18 protein-coding genes are annotated in these 21,714 nt (G+C 47.7%); 3 read left to right on the forward strand and 15 right to left on the reverse strand.

The genetic code is table 11. The features are described from left to right. Nucleotides 1-2: 2 nt before the first annotated feature. Entirely contained in the window at nt 3-509 is a 507-nt protein-coding gene (locus NLBNIHML_RS09440; RefSeq protein ID WP_339236564.1) for a cation:proton antiporter regulatory subunit, read from the reverse strand. Continuing rightward, nucleotides 499-972 (reverse strand): GreA/GreB family elongation factor, encoded by a 474-nt coding sequence (locus NLBNIHML_RS09445; protein WP_339236567.1) that lies wholly within the window; start codon nt 970-972, stop codon nt 499-501. The genes NLBNIHML_RS09440 and NLBNIHML_RS09445 overlap by 11 nt, the downstream gene beginning before the upstream one ends. A gap of 388 nt (nt 973-1,360) precedes the next feature. On the opposite strand from NLBNIHML_RS09445, the gene gdhA reads away from it, so the two are divergent. Together gdhA and NLBNIHML_RS09455 are read left to right on the forward strand one after the other, a co-directional pair. Next, nucleotides 1,361-2,746 carry an NADP-specific glutamate dehydrogenase gene (gene gdhA, locus NLBNIHML_RS09450; protein WP_339236569.1) on the forward strand — a complete coding sequence of 462 codons (1,386 nt, stop codon included), beginning with the start codon at nt 1,361-1,363 and terminating at the stop codon, nt 2,744-2,746. Between the two features lie 150 nt (nt 2,747-2,896). Beyond that, on the forward strand, nt 2,897-3,751 hold the full coding sequence (locus tag NLBNIHML_RS09455) for a pentapeptide repeat-containing protein (protein ID WP_494354239.1): 855 nt from the start codon (nt 2,897-2,899) through the stop codon (nt 3,749-3,751). A 77-nt stretch (nt 3,752-3,828) separates the two neighbouring features. Here the strand turns inward: NLBNIHML_RS09455 and NLBNIHML_RS09460 are convergent, their stop codons facing one another. From NLBNIHML_RS09460 to NLBNIHML_RS09485, 6 genes are all read right to left on the reverse strand, one after another. Next, the gene (locus NLBNIHML_RS09460) at nt 3,829-4,806 is read right to left on the reverse strand and encodes a diaminopimelate dehydrogenase (protein WP_445252754.1); all 978 of its coding nucleotides are present in this window, start codon (nt 4,804-4,806) and stop codon (nt 3,829-3,831) included. Between the two features lie 210 nt (nt 4,807-5,016). Continuing rightward, nucleotides 5,017-5,598, reverse strand: a complete 582-nt coding sequence (locus NLBNIHML_RS09465) for a hypothetical protein (RefSeq protein ID WP_494354240.1) — start codon at nt 5,596-5,598, stop codon at nt 5,017-5,019. A 33-nt stretch (nt 5,599-5,631) separates the two neighbouring features. Continuing rightward, a complete protein-coding gene (locus NLBNIHML_RS09470) occupies nt 5,632-5,778 on the reverse strand; it encodes a hypothetical protein (protein ID WP_339236578.1) in 147 nt (48 codons plus the stop codon). Nucleotides 5,779-5,828: 50 nt separating this feature from the next. Next, nucleotides 5,829-6,812: an alpha/beta fold hydrolase gene (locus NLBNIHML_RS09475; protein WP_494354241.1), complete on the reverse strand. Its 984-nt coding sequence runs from the start codon at nt 6,810-6,812 to the stop codon at nt 5,829-5,831. Nucleotides 6,813-7,043: 231 nt separating this feature from the next. Then, nucleotides 7,044-7,799: an exodeoxyribonuclease III gene (locus tag NLBNIHML_RS09480; RefSeq protein ID WP_494354242.1), complete on the reverse strand. Its 756-nt coding sequence runs from the start codon at nt 7,797-7,799 to the stop codon at nt 7,044-7,046. Nucleotides 7,800-7,908: 109 nt separating this feature from the next. Continuing rightward, entirely contained in the window at nt 7,909-8,466 is a 558-nt protein-coding gene (locus NLBNIHML_RS09485; RefSeq protein ID WP_494354243.1) for a GNAT family N-acetyltransferase, read from the reverse strand. Between the two features lie 173 nt (nt 8,467-8,639). Here NLBNIHML_RS09485 and solA point away from each other — a divergent pair, with 173 nt between their 5' ends. Beyond that, nucleotides 8,640-9,731, forward strand: a complete 1,092-nt coding sequence (gene solA, locus NLBNIHML_RS09490; RefSeq protein ID WP_494354244.1) for an N-methyl-L-tryptophan oxidase — start codon at nt 8,640-8,642, stop codon at nt 9,729-9,731. A gap of 127 nt (nt 9,732-9,858) precedes the next feature. Here the strand turns inward: solA and NLBNIHML_RS09495 are convergent, their stop codons facing one another. The 7 genes from NLBNIHML_RS09495 to NLBNIHML_RS09525 form a co-directional block, all read right to left on the reverse strand. Continuing rightward, entirely contained in the window at nt 9,859-11,703 is a 1,845-nt protein-coding gene (locus tag NLBNIHML_RS09495) for an RICIN domain-containing protein (RefSeq protein ID WP_494354245.1), read from the reverse strand. A 40-nt stretch (nt 11,704-11,743) separates the two neighbouring features. Then, nucleotides 11,744-13,078 carry an AbfB domain-containing protein gene (locus NLBNIHML_RS09500; protein WP_494354246.1) on the reverse strand — a complete coding sequence of 445 codons (1,335 nt, stop codon included), beginning with the start codon at nt 13,076-13,078 and terminating at the stop codon, nt 11,744-11,746. 447 nt (nt 13,079-13,525) lie between these two features. Further along, nucleotides 13,526-16,564 carry a beta-galactosidase gene (locus NLBNIHML_RS09505; protein WP_494354247.1) on the reverse strand — a complete coding sequence of 1,013 codons (3,039 nt, stop codon included), beginning with the start codon at nt 16,562-16,564 and terminating at the stop codon, nt 13,526-13,528. Between the two features lie 368 nt (nt 16,565-16,932). Then, on the reverse strand, nt 16,933-18,429 hold the full coding sequence (locus NLBNIHML_RS09510; protein WP_494354248.1) for a glycoside hydrolase family 30 protein: 1,497 nt from the start codon (nt 18,427-18,429) through the stop codon (nt 16,933-16,935). An 87-nt stretch (nt 18,430-18,516) separates the two neighbouring features. Then, entirely contained in the window at nt 18,517-19,362 is an 846-nt protein-coding gene (locus NLBNIHML_RS09515) for a carbohydrate ABC transporter permease (protein WP_339256725.1), read from the reverse strand. After that, complete coding sequence (locus tag NLBNIHML_RS09520) at nt 19,355-20,242, reverse strand: carbohydrate ABC transporter permease (RefSeq protein ID WP_339256727.1); 888 nt, start codon at nt 20,240-20,242, stop codon at nt 19,355-19,357. The genes NLBNIHML_RS09515 and NLBNIHML_RS09520 overlap by 8 nt, the downstream gene beginning before the upstream one ends. 90 nt (nt 20,243-20,332) lie before the next feature. Further along, a complete protein-coding gene (locus NLBNIHML_RS09525; RefSeq protein ID WP_494354249.1) occupies nt 20,333-21,598 on the reverse strand; it encodes an ABC transporter substrate-binding protein in 1,266 nt (421 codons plus the stop codon). Between the last annotated feature and the right edge of the window lie 116 nt (nt 21,599-21,714).

Below are 21,714 nucleotides of genomic sequence, written 5' to 3' on the forward strand. Positions count from 1 at the left end.
GGCTAAGTCCGTCCATCAGTCAACAATTGTTTGAGGTGTTTAATCTGATTCCGTTCACCGGCAACGACAACTGTAGCTCCCGCGGTAAAAGCATAATCCGGACCTGGATTAAAATGTTTCTCCTTATCCTTGGTCACCACAGCAAGAATAACAGCGCCCGTAGCCTGACGGATATCCAGTTCACCAATCGTCATGCCTACGCTTGATGCATGAGGTTCAATTCGTAGCCATTCGATTAACAACCCTTCAAGCATGACTTCACGCTCATCTTGAAACTTCGGTTTATAGGTCATACCCCCAACGATGGCGGCTACCGCCCGGGCTTCATCATCGTCAAGGGTGACAAGAGATACCATATCCCCCATCTCTTCAGGTGTATCCCCTGACTCCATATGGAACAGGTCACGCCTTTCGTCATTATGAATCACAATGACCAAGTGCTCACCACTACGGGTATGCAGCCAGTATTTACGTCCAATCCCTGGTAAGTCTGTCTCTTTAAAGTGCATGATCTGCACCTCCCAAGGCCGACTCGTTTAAGGTTTCGCCCCGCAGCTCAATGCCTGTGATGCGTATTCTCATGGAACCTGATGGTGTATGGACAGACCTAACTTCCCCTTTGCGGCCAAGCAGCAATTGACTCCCCACTGGAGAGAGGAAGGAAATGCGACCCTCATCCGGATCCGTATCTTCTGGCATGACAATCATGAATGAATCTGACGTATGAAAATCGATATATTCGAAATCAATATGACTGCCGATCAATACAGCCGAGTCCAGATCTTCATCAGGGCCCAGTAGCAGTTTTTCCACATATTCCGTATAGGCCAGCAGTTGTTTTTCCATTTGTATTCGCTCTGGATCACGCACGTCGAAATAGGCGTCGAGAAATGTTCTTTTCTCTTCACCGAATGTAAATAGCTGGCTCACCAGCTTCTCTCTGCAATTATGGCGGGAAGTCCTATGGTTCATAATAGATTTCACCCCCTATACAAGCCTTGTTCTCCATGTTGATTGGCATGTTTCTCTTCATCATCTTGTTGTCCTCCTTCTGATTGTTAAAAGGCCTCGGGATACGAGACCTTCTTACCATCTTACCAAAACTAATATTTTAATCCAGTATATTCGTCTAACTCGCTTTTATATTATCATTTGTGGTCATATCTTCCATTTAATAACTCCATTCTTCACATCATGTGGTAGATCCATAGAACATTTTAATTACTGCATAAAAAACATTTTATGAATTTATATCTCGTATTTTTATTTGCTTTACTGTATATTTAACTACAAACTTTTATTCAATTTATGCAAATAGGTATTTAAAGACTTTAACACGATAAAGGAGTGCATCGAAAAAGTGTCCACGATAACAAAAGAAACTACAGAGTCCGTTCAAGTTACTGCCGCAGAATATGTTCATTCCGTCTATGAGTCGGTTGTCGCCAGAAATCCGCATGAAGACGAGTTCCATCAAGCTGTCAAAGAAATTCTGGATTCCCTTATTCCAGTTATTGAAGCACACCCGAAATATCGGAACCATAGTCTGCTGGAACAGCTTGTCGAGCCCGAACGTGTAATCACATTCCGTGTCCCATGGGTAGATGATCAGGGCAAAGTTCAGGTTAACCGTGGATTCCGGGTGCAATTCAACAGTGCCATTGGTCCTTACAAAGGCGGACTTCGCTTCCACCCTTCTGTATACTCGGGCATCATTAAGTTCCTCGGCTTCGAACAGATCTTCAAAAATGCCTTGACTGGTCTGCCTATCGGCGGTGGTAAAGGCGGTTCTGACTTCGATCCCAAAGGAAAATCGGATCTGGAAGTTATGCGTTTCACGCAAAGCTTCATGACAGAGCTGTACAAATATATCGGCTCAGATACCGATGTACCGGCAGGTGACATTGGTGTAGGCGCAAGGGAAATCGGTTACATGTTCGGCCAATACAAACGTATCCATGGTGGGCATGAAGCAGGCGTATTGACAGGTAAAGGTCTGCTGTACGGAGGAAGCTTGGCACGTAAGGAAGCCACTGGCTTCGGATGTGTGTACTTCGTGAAGGAGATGCTGCAATCCAAAGACCTCAGCTTCCAAGACAGCACAGTCGTAGTCTCTGGGTCTGGTAATGTATCCATCTATGCTATTCAAAAAGCCCAGGAACTTGGAGCCAAAGTCGTGGCATGCAGTGACTCAGGTGGCTACATATACGATCCACAAGGCATCAACCTGGATACCGTGAAACGTCTGAAAGAGGTTGATCGTCTTCGCATCAGCGAATACATCAAAGAACATCCGCATGCTACATATACCGAAGGCTGTGAAGGAATCTGGTCTATTCCTTGTGATATTGCTCTTCCGTGTGCGACGCAAAATGAGATCGATGAAGAAGCCGCTGCCCTTCTGGTTAAAGGTGGCGTGAAAGCCATTGGCGAAGGCGCAAATATGCCTTCCACTCTGGCTGCCATTGATGTCTTCCACGGCGCGGGCGTACTGTTTGGTCCAGCCAAAGCGGCTAATGCTGGTGGTGTAGCCGTGTCTGCTCTTGAAATGTCACAGAACAGCATGCGGTTGTCCTGGTCATTTGAAGAAGTAGACGCCAAGCTTCATGACATCATGAAGAACATCTACAACAGCTGTGTGGAAGCTGCTGAAGAGTATGGCTGTGAAGGCAACCTCGTAGCCGGAGCGAATATCGCCGGTTTCCTCAAGGTCGCTGATTCCATGATCGCTCAAGGTGTAGTTTAATTTTTGATTCTCCACGATTAAAAGGCGTTCCCATCTTATTTGGGTAAACGCCTTTTTTTCATTGTCTCTAATTGCTCTAATCGCAGGGCAATGGTAAAGTGGTACAGACGTAATTCCATTTATTTGTACTCGTATAAGGAAGTGTTTACATTGTCTAACCAACCATTTGTCAGTACTGCGAGTCCTCATCTGAGTGCAGACTGCGAGCAATGTTTTGGCCTGTGCTGTGTTGCCTTGCCCTATGGCAAGTCATCTGATTTTGCTTTTGAAAAGGCCAGCGGCACACCCTGTCCCAATCTGCGCACGGACAATCGCTGCGGTATCCATACCCAGCTTCGGCAGAAAGGGTTCAAAGGCTGTACGGTATATGACTGTTTCGGAGCTGGACAGAAGCTGTCTCAAGTAACCTACGCGGGCAAGGATTGGCGTGATCATCCGGAGTCTGCAAAGGAGATGTTTGATTGTCTGCCTGCCTTGCGACAAATTCACGAGTTGCTCAGTTATATGAAGGAAATGATGATGAGACCGGAGACATCATCCCTTCACTCGGCATTCGGTGAGTTATATGAGGAGATCGAGCGCTTGAGCAATCTGGAGCCTGCGTCCCTCCTGCGTCTGGACATCGTTCATTATCGGTCCTCGGTGAATCAACTCTTGGTTCAGGCCAGTGAAATGATACGTGCGAATGTGCCAGGCGCCGCTCATGGACAAGGGAAGTCGAAGAAGAATAAAAAACGTACCGGAAGTGACTTTTTTGGTGCCAACTTAAAAGGGGCTGACCTGCGGGGCGCAAGCTTCCGAGGGGCTTTAATGATCGCAGCCAACCTCCAAAATGCAGATATACGAAATGCCGATTGGATTGGTGCGGACTTACGGGATACGGATCTGGGCGGTGCAGACCTGAGAGGTGGCATCTTCCTCACGCAATCGCAGATTAATGCAGCCAAAGGTAATGTGAATACCAAGTTACCTGATCATCTCAACATTCCCTCACACTGGGTATAGCACAAAACAAAAAACAGCTCGTCCTATACATCTAGGGACGAGCTGTTTGTTATTGAAACTACAGAAATGAAGCAGAACTATAACAAGTCGCGGCGAAGATCTTCAGCCGATTTCGGGGACAGGTGACCGAGCGGAATATCAAATACCGTTTTCGCTCCCTTATGTCCTTCCACGCTCAAACGTTGTGCGGCTCTCGCATACGCTACAAGTACACTCGCTGTAAATTCAGGATTGCTGTCGAGTTTCAGACCGAATTCAATAATTTGCTTTTGACCGGCACCTGTAACACCACTGCGAATTACAAATCCACCATGCGGCATACCTTCATGCTCGGATTTTAATTCTTCTTCAGTAATGAACGTTACAGTAGTATCGTAATCTGCAAAGTAGTTAGGCATCGATACAATCGTCTCACGGATTTCATCCTGATTGGCGCCTTCTTCAGCTACCACATAACATTGACGCAGATGTTTCTCACGTGTAGACAACTCTGGTGTCTCTCCTGCACGAATACGGTTGATAACCTCTTCCACAGGTACAGTATACTGTACACCCGCCTTAACACCTGGAACACGACGAATAGCATCCGAGTGCCCTTGGCTAACACCTTTGCCCCAGAACGTATACTCTTTTCCTTCTGGCAAGATGGACTGTGCAAGCAAACGGTTCATGGAGAACAAGCCTGGGTCCCAACCTGTGGAAATGACGCTTACATGACCGCCTTGCTCTGCCGCAGCATTCACTTCCTTGTAGAATTCAGGAATCTTGGCATGTGTATCGAAGCTGTCTACTGTATTGAACAACTTGGCGATGGCTGGTGTTTGCTCCGGAAGGTCCGTTGCCGAGCCACCACAGAGGATCATAACATCGATCTTGCCTATGTATTGCTCCGCTGCAGAGATATGCTCAAAGCGAACTTCTGTGCTTTCAGCGACCATCTGCTCCGGATTACGACGTGTAAACACAGCAATCAGTTCAAGATCCTCATTCTGGGAAATGGCTTTCTCTACCCCTTTACCCAAGTTACCGTAACCAACAATACCCACTCTAATCATGTTCAATCCTCTCCTGTCTTCTTCTATAGTTGTCTATTAATCTATTATAATGATATAACATACCATGTAACCTGTCAGGTTTCCAGTTCGAAATAAAAATACCTTGCAGCGGTGCAGCAATAATGCGGCTCCGCATGCAAGGTATTTTGGCGTTGATTCGTTATTATAGGAGGAAAGAAAGCAGAAGAGGACAATAGTCTTATATTCTCCCTATGATTCTGACCAGGTCAATGTCAGTTCAATGACGCCTTCCTGTGACGCTAATGCCCCTCCAATTAAGGACCAGGCATCCTGCGTTTCCGGGTCAGTTCCCTGAATAATAATATTTTTGTCATCAATCGTCTGACCCGCATCCGTCAACTTTTTGGCATCGGAGTAATCTTTGTACAGCTTGGATATGGTCTTCATATCTTGTTCCGTGGTGAAGATCACCATGGCCGATTGCTTGCCTTCATTCTCACCGGAATTGGCTAAACGAATGGTTGCATCTTCCGGCAGGGGGAAGTCACTTGGCAAATTCCCTGGCAACTCATTCGTTCCGGCAGTGACCTCCTCACCGCTATCTGAATCCGATTCGGCTGGCTCAGTTGTACCCTCCGTCTCTGTCACTCCACTTGTTGTTGCTTCGCTCACTTCTTCATTGGTCGCTTGTTCACCCGTTCCGGAGGAAACTTCGGTGTCCACCTTCCCTGCATCACCTGTCGGTTCTTCTGCTGCACTGCTGCAAGCACTCAAGGCCACCATCATCGCCAGTGCCGCACAGGCCAATATATACTTCCTTCTCTTCACCATCCCGATACCACTCCTTATTATTCGTTTTATGTGCTAATCCCGCTCAAACGACTCAATTACAGGTACCGCATGAACGTTATTCTTGACCCATATCACAGATACAGATAATACACTTAAAGACAACAGACAACTGGCTATGAGAATGGACAGGAATCGGGTGATCACTTTAAACTTTTTCATCCATCCCTCCTCCTCATCCTGTTCTTCATGTATTTGTGGAATCATGTTACTCATAGGTCACTCGACGTTGTTACTAATTTCATGATTTCGGCAGCGACAAGATCCGGCTGACTGTTATGAATATAATGCTCGGCGTCAGGAACAAGCCGCTGGTTTCCTTGTTTGGACCATGAAGCAAATTTTGCTTGATCTGCTTGCCATGCCCGGCTCCCCTTCCTTGGTTGATCTGATCCGGCCGTCAGGATTGTCAGTGGAAAAGAAAATTGCTTTTTGTTCTCCAGCACACGTGATGCATTGATCTTGGCGTGACGCATCTCATCCATGACGTTATCATTGTAAGCATGCTTCAGTGTAGAAATGGTGGCGGCTTTTTTCATTGGGGTAGAAACCAACTTCGGGTCAATGACCAGCGTTGCCATCATCCGATCCGAATGAAGCAGTGTACGCGCTACGCCTGTTTTCACCAGGAATCGAGCTGAAGCAAAATACCATTCGGGCGTATCCATCTCCACCGTACTGTAATATTCAGGACTGCCTCCATCGATCATGACCATGCCAGCCACCTCATCAGGGTATCTTTGCGCAAACCGGAGTGTCTCCAAGGAACCCAGAGAGTGACCTACCATGATGTAAGGTGGACGTTGTCCGGATGTTCGCAGCAATTGGTGGATCTCTTCCGAGATGGTATCGACATCACGAGGTTCATTCGTATAGTCGCTGTACCCGTACCCAAACCGATCGTATACCGCAATTTTCACCTTGGATTTCAACTTGTCATACAACGGACTGAAATCCACGTACGGATTGGGTGTACCCCAGCCTGAGGCAAAAACCACCGTAACTTCTCCTCTGCCAGCGGTGTAGAGATGCATGTTGCGACCACTCACTTCATAATACTTGCCTGGCGGGGGATAAGACTTCATATCCTGCGTGGATTGATACGCTTCATACGCTGTACCTGCCAGCAGTATAAGTCCTGTGGCAAGCATCATGCCTCCCAGCACCTTTAACCCTCTCCGTAACCCCTTCTTCATCTTCTCTACCCCTTATCCCAAAGGTTCATCTATATATGTATGCTTCAATCGTACCCAAGAAATAGCAGGATTGAAACAATCCAGAGTCCAGTCCTTTCCCCAACCAAAGTCCAGTTTCAATCCCCTACCCGTAACGCCAAAAAAACTGCAAATCTCCCATCTAGGAAACTTGCAGTCATCTAACCTTGTATTCTAAAATTCATACCTCATCCATCTCACGCTAATTCTTACCTATAGTTGCAATGTAAGACCCACGGGGCAATGATCACTGCCCATCACATGGCAGTCGATATGTGCATCCGCCACCTTGGGTGCCAATTGATTGGATACGAGAAAATAATCAATGCGCCAGCCCACGTTCCGTTCTCTGACTTTCGGCATATAAGACCACCAACTGTACACATCCGTACGATCCGGATACAGATGCCGGAAGCTGTCCACATACCCGGAAGCAAGCAAATCGGTCATCTTGCCACGCTCTTCAAGGGTAAAGCCGGAATTGCCCAGATTGGGCTTTGGATTCTTCAGATCGATCTCCTGATGAGCCACATTCAGGTCACCACAGACGATAACCGGTTTGATCTGCTCCAGTTGCAGAATATAACCCCGGAATCGGTCCTCCCATTCCAGACGATAGGGCAGCCGGGTGAGATCCCGCTTGGCATTTGGTGTATACACGTTCACCAGATAAAACTCATCGTACTCCAGCGTAATCATCCGGCCTTCTGGCTCGCTGTCCTCCTCCATCCCGTAACGAACGGATATCGGCTTGATTCGGCTAAATACGGCCGTACCGGAATAACCTTTTTTAATCGCATAATTCCAATATTGATAAACGTCTTCCCCCAGCTCCATCTCAATCTGTCCGGCTTGTAATTTGGTCTCCTGAAGGCAGAAAATATCCGCCTGACTCTCCTGATAATAATCCATAAATCCTTTGGTCACACATGCCCTTAAACCATTCACATTCCAGGACACCAGCTTCATATCCTCATCTCCTCACATCTCTCCAATATAGCACGGGCTCATTCAGAGGGACAAGCCTTACGGCTCTGGAATGAGATGGTGTCATTGGAATCCTTGTGGGCTATCTTGCCTATATTTCGCTTCGTAACTTGGAGAACACCGCAAGGTCAATATATCTGCCTTTCTCGAACTCATGCTGCCGAAGCAAACCTTCCTTCTGAAAACCAAGCTTGTGTAGCAGGCGAATTGATGCCTCGTTCTCCGGTTCAACCTTAGCTTCGATCTTATTGAGTTGCATATGAGTGAATCCAAAATGTAACACGGCATGGGCCACTTCCGTCATGACTCCGCGACCCCAGAAAGAGGAGCACAAGTCGTATCCGATCTCAGCACGGTTATGTACATCTTCATAGTTCAGGAACCCACAGGTTCCGATCACTTTACGAGTTTCACGGTCTTCAATCATCCAACGTAAGCCCGTGTGTTCCTTAAAAATCTTCATATACCATTTCATCTCACCCTGTGCATCCTCCAAGGATTCAAAAGGAGTAAATGGCATATATTGAACCACAGCTTCATCCGAATATAACGCGAGCAGATCATGGTTGTCCCTAGCCTCTGCCGACCGGAGGATGAATCGTTCTGTCTGAATTAATGGAAATAGATCAAAACTGAATTGCTCACTCATACTTGGTCTCCTTTGCAACATCCATTGTAGAAGTCCATTTTACTACACTTGCCACCATCTAGCTTTTACGATTAATATATTCTATTAAGGCATTACTGTAGAAAAGGATACATAGGAGAGGACGTGCCATCATCACATCATCATATGACGTTATTATCGTTGGAGCCGGTTCCATGGGCATGAGTGCAGGATACTATCTATCGCGCAGTGGATGCAAAACCCTATTAATAGATGCCTTTGATCCTCCGCATACGGAAGGAAGTCATCACGGAGATACACGACTGATGCGCCATGTGTATAGTGGTGGGCCTGACTATATCGCTATGGCATTGCTTGCGCAGAAGTTATGGCATGAGCTGGAGGAAACGACTGGCGATCCACTGTTTGTTCCATCGGGTGTACTGAATATGGTTGATCCGGAGATTCATTCCTTCCACAACCGGTTGAGCCATGCAGATGATGCAGGCATTCGTTATGAAATATTGCATGCAGCCGAGGTGATGAAACGCTGGCCAGGGATTACCGTACCTGAACATTACGAGGGCATGTATGAGCCTGATGCAGGTTATTTATATAGTGAACCCTGTATTCGTGCCTTTCGCAAGGCAGCCGAGTCTCATGGTGCAACCTTGTTAACGCATACTCGCGTAGAACATATTGAATGCGGACCACATTCCGTTGCAGTTCAAACTTCGAGTGGTGAGACATACCATGCAAATCACATCATCCTAAGCGCTGGTGCCTGGTTCCAGACGTTGAAGCCCTTCGTGGATCTCCCGATTCAGGCTGTACGTAAAACGGTTGGATGGTTTGATGCACCTGAAGCCTTGTATGGCGAAGCACACTTCCCCGGTTTTACACTGGCAGGAAAAGAAGGTATATATTATGGATTCCCAAGCATTGGCGGATCAGGACTGAAGATGGGGCGTCATGATACGGGTCAGGTGTGGACACCTGGAAGTACAATGGCACCTTTTGGTACGGAAGAGTCTGATGAGGGTGATCTTCGAAGATTGCTTGAGCTTCATATGCCGCAAGCAGCTGGGGAGTTGAAGCGTGGCAGTGTATGCAAGTATGAATTCACTTCGGATGAAGATTTTATAATCGACCGACACCCTGCCCATGAACATGTGTGGCTGGCAGGCGGTTTCTCCGGTCATGGCTTCAAGTTCGCAAGTGCCATTGGGCAAATATTATCCGATTTGGTGCAAACGGGGCACACGGATCAGGATATCAGCAGGTTCGCCCTATCCCGCTTTCGTTAGTACAAGTCAGGTGAATGAACATATATATGTATAAACTAGCTACTTTCCTGGAGGATACAGTGTTACTTAGGACACTGCACCTCCAAGAAAGAAGGATACATAAGAACGTTATTTCATGACCACAAGTCTAATTCACTTTGACGAGTCTCCATTGCTGATTGGCTCCGCCATTGTCGGCCCACTGAATGGTAGAGGCACCTGCGGTCAGAGACCCTTGATTGATATCCACCGTCAGGCCGCTGTTACGATTCGCAAGCACCACATATCCTCCCACATCAATGGGCAGCCATTGCTGATTGTTGCCCCCGTTATCCTGCCACTGAATCAGAGCGGCTCCACCTTGTGTGGAACTCGAATTCACGTCTAACAAGAGCCCGCTGCCTACATTACGGATGTTGTAATATCCATTACCAGCTGACTCCAGCTTCCATTGTTGGTTGGCTGCTCCGTTATCATTCCACTGAATGATCGTTGCCCCACCCGTAGTAGAAGCACCGTTTACATCAAGTGCAAGTCCGCTGTTGCGGTTGATTAATTTGTAGATGGCGCCGGCTTCATATCCTGTACCCCCATTATAAGATGCACCGGAAATGACGTAAGTTGTGACCGAGTTAGCCTTGGCCGTAGCCGTAAAGGTTTTGTTTTGCACCGAAATATTGGTCAGTTGCTGCAACTTCTCAGTCGAAGAGGTCCGATATACCTGAGCAGACGCGCCTGTGTTCGTAAAACGACTGAGATCATAGGTTACCGTTGTATCCGTCGATTCCGAATTGGTCGTGACCAACACGACTTTGCCGGAAGCTGCATCATAAGCCGCAAGGGTGTTGGCATCACTCATGCCGATAATCTTGTATCCGGGACGAATAAATTTGCTGTAGTTGCCCATGACATAATATTTTTGGTTCACGGTGTAGCTGGTCGTTTGCGTATTGTTCAACACGTTCTTGAAGAATCCCCATCCGTCAGCACTATCCACGGCTTGCCAATATACCCATCCACTTGCGCCCATATTGCGAATATCCTTGAGGATGGTACGTGACATCGTAAGTCCACTTGCATCCCCATCGCCATATTCCGAGGTCCACAGATGTTTGCCCGCAGAAGTCGCTGTGTTGCGCAAAGCCGTACGATTGCTTCCACCATACGTATGGGTATTGATTTGAGTAATCGCTGATTTAACCGCATTGCTGTAGCTGTTGAACGACACATTGGTATCATCGATACTGTATTCTTCCGGTGCGCTCAGCTTCGTGGACAGGCCCTTCGCATTCAAAGAAGCTTGTAGCTGACTCAGAATGGTGTTCTGATCCGCCCGGTCAAAGTGCATGCCCTCCTGGTCGTTGCCCTGCTTCCACCACGTTGAGATCGGTTCATTCAGTGGAGTTACACTATCAAATGTGATTCCCCAGTTATCCCGAAAATGCTTCACAACCTCGGTTAAGTAATCGGCAAAATCATCATAGTAATCGGGCTTGAGGTTGTTTCCACCACTCGCCGAACCGGATACATTGCCACTGATCGTCATCCAGTAAGGTGCGGAATTGGCAAAAGCTTCGATGATATTTACGCCTTGCGCTTTGGCAGCTTGCAGCATATATCGTTGGTTTGCATCTGCATTCCAGTCATACACGCCGGGAGAAGGCTGATAACCAGGAACGGCTTTGCGATATTCAAGGATATTGGAAGATGGATTATCCCCGCCTCCAATGTTATACCGCAGGATGTTCAGCCCCAGTCCGGTATTCGCGTTGAACATTTTCTCTACATACTCATCCCGATTGGAATATTCTCCAATCACTTTGCCCCACCACGCGAGGGATGTTCCCCATCCTTCCATCGTCTGATATTGCTTCGATGGATCGGCAACAGCCGTGTATGCTCCAGCAGCAGACACTTCTGAACCTAGTCCCAGACTACTTGTTAGCAGACTTCCTGCCAGCAGCAGCGAGCTCATTCGTTTTAACCACTTCATCCACTTCACTCCTTGTGATTTTTTAGAAAACGAACACCCATTACTGTGCAACTTCTCGGAAGGTCGCGTCTGACTTATCGAGGGCAGTAACGACAGCTTCTAATTTCAGCATATTGTTGTAATGTCTCAGATACAGGTTCGGGTTACTAAACGAGGCATACGATGTCCAACTGGTGTTAGCAAGTCCATTGACACGTTTGAACGTGGCGTCATTTCGGAAGGTAGCGCTGCCGTCATTTTTCACGAGTGTAATGTTGCCATTAGTATTGCGCAGGAAATAACCCGGATAATTCATGGACTCAAACGAAATGCCTGTTGCATTCGCCAGCCCGGGAACAATACGGAATTGTGCATCTTCCGCCGGACTAACACTGGTATCGATCCGTGCCTGATAGTTGTAATGACGAATGAAGCTGCCCGGTACATTGAATGACTCCAACTTGCGGATATCACCCGGCTGTCCTGACTCTTTCAATACGGTCATATGTCGGACCAGTCCGGTAAGACCTGCAATTTCTTGCTTGGTACTCCAAGTCTGGAAATTGTCAGCAGAGTCGCTGTAGTAATATTTTTGTGTCGCATAGCCGTCAAAGTAGATTCGCCAGGAGCCATTATCCAGCTGAACAAGCGCGGGGCCTTCAACCCAAGATCCCCAACCTGCCCAATCTCCTGTACCTTTGAAAGTATAAGGACCCTTTAGCGAAGTGGAAGTCGCATATTCGATGTATTTGGTGGTCTCATTTTTGGTAAAAGCATGATAGGTAGAACCTGTCTTCACAATAAAAGTGTCGATATAATTAGGAGCAATGCCTGCCAGTTCAGTAGGTGCAGACCATGAGGTAGATGCTAAATTGCTGCCTGAAGCGGTAATGACATAAGGTTTGAAATTCTCATAGTTGCCTGGTGAGAGGGACACGATAACGTTCAGACTGCCGTTGCTGTCTTTGAACCATTCCGGTGCCCAGGTGTGTGCGATTGTGGCAGGTGTGGATAAGGTAATGTTACGAACAAATGTCCAGTTCACTTTGTCGGGGCTGGAAGCGATGCCTATGGTGTTACCCGACCAATTCGTGGTGTAGACGACGTAATACAGACCATCGGTGTGTTTCATGATGCTGGGATCGCGAATCAGATTGGCCGGAGGTGTATAGGCTGGCCCTTTTAGCAAACCATAATGTGTTGCATTATAGGATTCGTAGATATACATATTGGACTCACTTGTGTTCGTAAAAGCTGATATGGTATAGACACTTGTCGCCGCTCTCGCTGTATTGGGGAATAACATTGTTAATAGAAGCAATGTTCCAAGCAGAAGGATCATTCCAGCCTTGAAAACGCTGGGTCCTCTTGCTCTGTCTTTCCTCTTCGTTAACATCAGGTCATCTCCTTATCCATGATCGAATGAAATAATGAATTAGACTTAACATATCTTACGGACTACTGTTCAAATTCCAATTACATGAAGCATCACTCCCTTCACAGATCATGGATGAACAATCATTTTGTATGTAAACGGTTACAAGATTAAAGTTGCAATGTTTATCTCGCTTATTGTAAAAATCTGAAAACCATAGTTCCCCAATTCCCTTAGCCTAATTCACTCAGAGGACTGAATCAGATGACTCACAAACTCAGGTAAATTGGGCTAAGAAAATGAGGTGGTATGGTTGCGATAAAAAGGTAAAATTATGCGGTATGTGATGCTGCTTTCTCGACCTAATTTACATCTCTAAAAAATGCTCCAACTTGAACTCTTCCGGTTCAATTATCGTTCTCCGCCATAGTCCGATATGGGTAAGACAACTACCGACTAATACATGAACTACTCCACCATAACCCACGGATAACGGGATAATGCATCCAGCAGGAAACGTGCATGTGTTGGTGTTCTGCCTTCTTCATCGAACAAAAGTAATTCATTCTCTTCCTGTAACCATGCTACCGGGATCTTGTAATCCTCTTGTGGACCAATCTGCCAGTAACGGCCCAGATGATGGCCATTCAGGTGAATGGTTCCTTTGCTCATTCCGGTCAGACGAAGCATCAAGTTCACCTTATGATGCTCGGATACTACAGGCTTGGTGAAATGCCAGCGGTACCAGACAGGCTGACCATGCAAGCCTTGTGCTTGAGGAGCATTAGATGTGGGCTGAGACTTCTCGCCCACCGCAGCACTTGAGCCTCCACCGTCTGAGGTATAGGTCACCGGGTTGGCATTCCCATTGCCACTTTTGGCGACACCAGACTGTGCCGTACGCAGGATTGACCCCTGTACGCTAAGTTGAGCCAGTTCTTGCCCTGTTTCAGTGCTCTCCCATTGTTCCGGAAGTAAGGCATCCGTTCCTGCCATACGCCAATCCTTCAGTTCTCCCTGACTTGGATACGTGATCAGTTCCAGTCGGTTCAGTGAGGAACGGCTATACGGCATTTCCAGTGTATTCGTCTCTCCGGGCTTGATATACAAGGAAATGTCTAGTGTCTGGAAGGCAAACCAATCCTGATATCCCTCCATCGGAACTTCGATGCCATTGATACGAAGACCTTTGCTCAAGGCACCCACCAGTATCGCCCGATCCATGCCATCCAGCTTAAAGCTTCTGCTCAGAAGTGGCGCCCCATGTATAGCGTTCACCTCATCGAGATGCACAAGTCCACTCTCCATATGCCAATCGCGACGAATATCCTGAACCTGGCCACCCAGATACACCGCACCAGCCAGACCTTTGCTCTCACCCAAATACGGAGAGAAGTTCAATCTGCCCATATGCTGCACCAGAATCTGAAGTGTGTTCTTCCCTTGGACTACTTGCAACTGAACTCCTGCGGCACCTACCTGACGAACCAGTACCTGTTGTACTCCATTGACAATAATCCTGGCGGTATCCTGAATATCTGGCAAAATGAGACTGGTCATCCCTTCGGTTGCACTCTCGAAATCGCATTCGTACAATAGATAACCAAAATCTTGTCCATACCGGGAAAAGTCTTCCGGTTGTCCACTCGCCGAGCGTTGCTTCGCAGTTAACGTAATACGAGACAGCTCAGGCGAAGCAGATAACGTCGGCGCACTCGGTGATCTCCACGCAAGCTGCTGCTGTATATCTGCAATAGACTCCTCGCTGGCAAAGAATTCGTGACCTGTTAATGTCCGTTCTCCATCTGTCCAGTCACCAAGCAGCGTAATCGTGCGATCCGAATCCGTAATCATGCCCTTCACCTGACCCGATGGCAACACGTCCACGTCATCGAACCCGATTGCATAACGTAGTCCCTTCTGATTGGTTGCTTCCAATCGCCATGTTCGATTCATCATCTCTTGATCCAGAATGACGAAACGGATCGGTGTGCCGTTTGCTTCCAGTTGGATCATTCCCGGCTCCTGGAAATGGAACAGGTCGAAGCGGTGTACGTTCCTTGCTGAATCATGCTCGACCAGCACTTGCACCGAACTGTCCATGACGTTCAAGTCCACCGCTTCCAATTCAACTATGGAACGCTGGCCTGCTGGGGCCACGATGAACAGGTTCAATTCTCCGTTGATCATTTCATTGCCTGTAATCATCGTGCCCGCAGTCAGGTATACCTGGTCCGCAATCTGTACTCGATCCAGCAATGGAACAATCTGTCCCGGATTCAGCGATACGGGAAGAGTACGCCCTTCTTCAAGCGTAATGTGCATCGTCTCGCGTTCATCCTTGTGACTCTCCAAGAACCAAATCTTCTGGTTGTCCGCCTGTCTGCCTCGTACAGATAAGCCTTCAGGATGACGTACAACGATCTGTTCTTCTGGAATTTCCTCTGTTTCCATCAGAAAGGCCCCGAAAGCATGGACGAAGTAAGACAGATTTTTGGTTACCGCATATTTCGGTGTCACCCGACCATATTCGTTTAGCGGTGCATCATAGTCATAAGACGTAATCATGAAAATGTCACTGCTACCCATCGTTCTTCCGCCATATCCACCAAAGTTCGTGCCGCCGTAGAACATGTAATAGCTGATTCCGGTATACCCGGCACGCAGAATCTCCATGATGCGTCGCTCCAGCAAAGGCGCCGTCTTCTGAATAGCCGAAGGCCCTCCCCAATTCTCGAACCATCCGGTCCAGAATTCCGTGACCATCTTCGGGGTGTCCGGCTGTTTGGCTCGAAGTTTCTCATAATGCCCGTCAGCACCCGACCAGAAATTAGCCCCTTCAATCGTGCCTTCCGCCCCGCCAACGCATGTAATCAGCGTAGCGTCAATGCCACGTTGCAACAATCCATCCCTCAGCGTAATCATATGTTCACTTGCGGCGGCGTCATCCATCAGGTACTCATACTCATTCTCCACTTGAACGAGAATGACCGTGCCCCCGGCAGATAACTGGCGCTCCCGAATAATCGGCACAATCCGGTCAAAATACAAATTCACATAGTGCAGATACGTCTCATTATTCTCCCGGAATTTCACGCCGTCCTTCGTACCAAGCCAGTATGGAAAACCGCCAAAATCCCATTCCGCACAGATAAACGGACCCGGACGCGCGATGACCCACATGCCCAGTTCTGCGCACAGATCCAGAAAAGCCCCACAATCGTTGTCCCCTTCAAAGGACCACTGTCCTTCTTCCGGTTCATGTACGTTCCACGCAAAGTAGGTGTCGATACAGTTCATGCCTGCCAGCTTCGCCTTCAGCAGAACCTCACGCCATTCCTCCTTCGGCATACGGAAATAATGGATCGTGGCACTGTTCAGAAATACACGCTCTCCGTTCAGGAAAAAACTGCGTGCATCATATGTTAATTCGGATTGAACACCATTCTCAGCCCTGGCGATGTTCTTCTCCTGTTCCTCAAGCAAAAGGGATGTGTTCTCTGTCAAAGATATCCCCTCCTTCTCTGTATTTTATATAAATTGAACTAAAGCTTATTTACACTGCGCCCTTCGATGACAGAATAACCTTCCGATCGCTGTTATCCCCAGATTTTTTGATTTTCTTTTCTCAAAGGGGAAAATCCGGGGATAGCGTATGCTTCCGATGTAGCTTTCTTGCAGAAAGTTTGTAGGCGAGCGCTTCGCTTCTTCAGTTTTTTTCTGTCCTCTCCGTTTGGTGTAACTGTTTAATTCAAGTTATATAGTTTCATATGTCCCATGACTTTTTTAAAAATATAAGGCAAAACAAATCCGTTGAACTAAATGACCATTTACACTGGGACTACGATGACAGAATAACCTTCCTATCGCAGTTATTACTTCGCCTGCAACGTTACGCCTTCCAGTACAACTGTTGTGATGGAATTGTCGGCCGTAGGCACTTCAAGTCCGTTGGCATACACCGGAATGTCTTCAAGCTGCTCCATGTTCCGATCCGGTGAAGTCTGATACACCTGCGCGGTGGATGATTTTCCATACGCATACCCTTCCAGTTCAAACGCCGTTGTTCCAGCTGACAATTCATTACGAATCACCAGCACCAGTCGTTGACGTTCTGCGTCATAGGCAGCCAACGTGCGACCATCATCCGTTGGAATAATCGTTGCGCCAGGACGAATGAACTTCGTAAACTGGGCCATGCCATAGTACTGTTTGGTCATCTCATACTGCTCTTCTCCGTTAAAATTGGCGTGAATGAAGCCCCAGTTATTATTGGCGCCTTCATCTTCAACGGCCTGCCAGTATACCCAGGCGGATGGCTGCATGATTTTCAGATCGAACATGATCCGCTCTGCGAGTTCCTGCACTGAGGTCATGTCCTCATGACTGTGCGGCTCGCTGCCGCCTGTTCCGTACTCGGACATCCACAGCTTCTTGCCATGGCCTTCTGCCAGCGTACGCAGCTCTTCCATTTTGCTACCATTATAAGAATGGGTATTGATCTGCTGGATTACGTCCAGTGTGTCCTGGTCATAGAGATTGAAATTGAACACCGTCTCATCAATGCTGTTATCGTCTGCGGCACTAATGACGGTTCCATCCAACCCTTTGCTCTTCAGCGATGCAGCGACTTTCTTGATAATCTCGGCCTGCTTCTCATTGGTAAAATGACTGCCTTCCTGCATATTTCCTTTCTTCCACCAGTCGGAGGAAGGTTCATTGAGCGGATTCAGGGTGCGGAAAGTAATCCCCCACTCATCCCGATAATGTTTCACAACTTCCGTCAGATAATCGGCGAACGCATCATACTGGTCTTCACGCAGGTTATTGCCGCCATCCACGGCTCCAGTGACCGATCCACTAATCGTCATCCAGTAGGGTGGTGAATTGGAGAATGCTTCGGCAATGTTGACCCCGCGCTCCATCGAGCCTTGTAATACAGCACGCTGGCCTGCATCGGCCTCCCAGTCCCACTCTCCAGGTTCAGGCTGGAAGCCGGGTACGTCCCCACCGGGACGAAGGGCTTTCATCTCCGGATTTTCCTCACCGCCAATATTGTAACGAACGATGTTCAGACCTAATCCTTTCTCCGGGTCAAAGACCAGATCCATCACTTCACTAACCTTCGCCTGATCCTTCCATCCGCCAAGATCGTTGGCCCACCAGGCGAGTGATGTGCCCCAGCCTTCAAAATGATCATAGGACTGATCCAGCTTCAGACGTACCGGTTCCTCTTGGAATACAAGTGTTTTGGATGATTCATTGGCAAAATGATTGATAACAATTCCTCCTCCTGCCAGCAGGGCAACCAGGGCTACACCCATGAGGATGTAACTCCGTTTGCTCCTGCTGCGTTGTTCTTTATGCGCCATGGGCTAAACAATCCTTTCTCCATGTACGTTAATGACTTCATTCGCCTTGAACAACAGGTTCAATGCATACACACTACACACCTTCTGTTACTTGATTCCGCTGCTTCCGCCGCTAATGTTCGCTTCATAGACATAACGCTGTCCGAACAGATACACCATTACCATCGGAATGGTGAGGAACAGGGAGGCAATCATCACGAGGTTCCATGGCGGCATCTGTCCGCCACCTACTGTAGTCAACAGCTGCACACCGAGTGCAAGCGGCATTTTCTCCGGGTCATTGATATAGATGAGCGGCCCCATGAAGTTCCCCCAGTTATAGGAGAATGAGAAGATCGCAATAGCCGCCAGAATCGGATAAGTTAGTGGCATAATAATCTTCCAATAGATCCCCGGATGTCCCATGCCGTCAATCATGGCGGCTTCATCCAGTGATTTGGGGATACTCATGACAAACTGCCGAATCAGGAATACGTTGAACGCTCCGGCGAAGAAGCTCGGTACGATCAGCGGGTAGAATGTATTAATCCAGTCCAGATGACGGAAGATGATGAACTGCGGTACCATCGTCACCTCACCCGGAATCATCATCGTACTGAGCAACACGATAAACAGGAAACGGCTGCCTTTCGCTTTGATTCGGGCAAAGCCGTAAGACACGATGGAAGCTGACAATACCGATCCAACAATCGTAAAGATGGTAATAATGACTGAGTTTTTGAGATACGTTCCGAGATTGTTATTCGTGAAAATCGTATAAAAGTTCGACCACTGGAACTCCATTGGAACGAAGGTAAAAGCTGATTTGACGGTTGTTGCGTCACTTGCCAGTGCAATGGAGATCATGTACAGGAAAGGTGAAGCAAGCAGCACCCCGACCAGAATCAGAAAAATATAGGATATCGTCTTCTCCACAGTCGATGGATTACTCATTGGCTTTTCCCTCCTCGTAGTGCACCCATAGCGCCGATGAACGGAATACAACCAGTGTCAACGCCATGATGATGATGAATAGTACCCAGGCAATCGCCGATGCATATCCCATTTTGTAGAACTGGAATGCATTCTGGAACAGGTAAGGAACGACCATCTGACTTGAATTATCAGGTCCTCCGGCAGTGACGATGAAGACCTGCGCGAAGGTCTGGAGCGCCCCGATCATGCCGGTCACGAGATTGAAGAAAATAACGGGAGTCAGCATCGGGAATGTAATATGGAAGAACGATTGTGTGCTTTTCGCACCATCGATGGCTGCGGCCTCGTACAGTTCCTGCGGAATGCCTTTCATCCCTGCAAGCAGCAATACCACGCCGCCTCCTACACCCCATAAGGACATGAGAATCAATGCAGGCTTAACCCAGTTGGGATCAAGAAGCCAGGCAGGACCCTCAATACCAAAGATCGCGAGTGCCTGGTTGATCAATCCTTCCGTCGGTGCAAGCAAGTGAATGAAGAGTAATGAACTTGCAACCACCGGAACGACGGAAGGCAGGTAGAATAGAATCCGGAAGAAAGTAATCCCTTTGATCTTCTTGTTCAGGTAATATGCAATCCAGAGCGAGATCGACATGCCCAGTGGAATGGATATCAGCGCATAGAAGAATGTATTGCCGACGGATTTCCAGAAGATCGGATCATCGGTCAGCAACATTTTGTAATTGTCGATACCGATGAATTCAGGGGACTGGAACAGATCCCAATTTGTGAAGCTCATATAGATGGAAAACAGGATCGGACCCAGGGTCAGCCCCAGGAACCCGATCAGCCAAGGCGAGATGAAGATGTAGAACCATTTCCCGTCCTTTTTTCTCACGTTAAGCCCTCCCATGACGCAGAGAGCAGATGGAACCCGCAATCATGCCGAATTCCACCTGTCCTCCTGTCGATGCTATTTGAACAACCTCTATTTGTAGAGTCTTTCCAGTCCACTTTGGATTTCAGTAACGGTATCATCAAGTGAAGCTTTGTTGTTGAAGTACACACCCAGCTTGTCGTTAATCAGCTTCATCATTTCGTTCCATTGCGGATTGAACGGTTCTGCATAGATCGTTGATTCACTGAACGCAGCCATGTTGATTTTCTTGCCGCCATATTCAGCATTCAGGAATTCATCACTGGACAGACCGGCTTTGGTTGCGGGAGCATCCTGACCGGCTTTGACCATTGGCATCTGTGCTTCTGGTGTCGTCAGTGCTTCAATAACTTTGAATGCCTCTTCCTTGTGTTTGGAAGCGTTGGTAATCGTTAAACCGTTGAAGAATGCGTTCGTTTCGCCCCATACCGGTGAGATATCCCAGTTGATGCCTTCGACCTTAGCGAGTGAACCAATGTTCCAGAAACCGGTTGTTTCCATGGCGATCTTGCCTTGTGCAAATAGCGGATCGGCTCCGATATTCCCCATGTCGGCAATCTCAGTTGGCGTTGGTCCTGCACCGTGGGTGAAGGTCAGATCATTCATGAATTGCAGTGCTTTACGCACTGGCTCCGTATCGAAAGTTGGTTTGCCACTCTCATCAAACAACGAACCACCATTCTGGTAGATGAGCTGCATCCATTGTGGCCACCAGCTACCTGGATAGTAGCCCCACTGAACTGTTTTGCCATTCTCTTTCACCGTCAGCTTCTGAGCCGCTGCCATCAGATCGTCCTGCGTCCAATCTTTGGTTGGGTATTCCACCCCGGCTTTGTCAAACAGATCTTTGTTATAAAAGAGGACCATCGCGCCTGCACGATCCGGCAAACCGAATTGCTTGCCATCATACTTCATCAGGTTCGCAATATCATCGGAATAACGCTCTGACATGTTCACATTGTTCGCCTTGATCATGTCATCCAGCGGTATAATCTGATTCTTGGAGGCGTAGGCCTGATAGTTCTCGGCAATCATCATAATGTCAGGTGCCGTTCCTCCGGCGATCATGGTCTGTACCTTCTGGTCATAATCTCCTGCAACCACGTTGAGTTTCACATTAATATCGGGATACGTCTGCTTCACAATATCGAGTCGTTCCTGATAAATTTTCTTCTCATCCTCCGAACCCCAGATCGTCATGCTCAAATCTACCTTGCCACCGGACTCGCCGGAGGAACCACTTTTACTGCTACAGGCTGTCAGACCCATTACCATGACCAACATCAATAACGAAATGACCTTTAGACTTTTTCTCATACGTTACGCCCCCTTGAACTAATGAATGGATGACCACAATGAAACCCGTTTCATGAAATGGGTTTCATTAAGCTGAAACATAAAACCCGTTCCACTTTATGAAAGGGGTTTCATTC

Source organism: Paenibacillus sp. JNU01 (assembly GCF_059130585.1).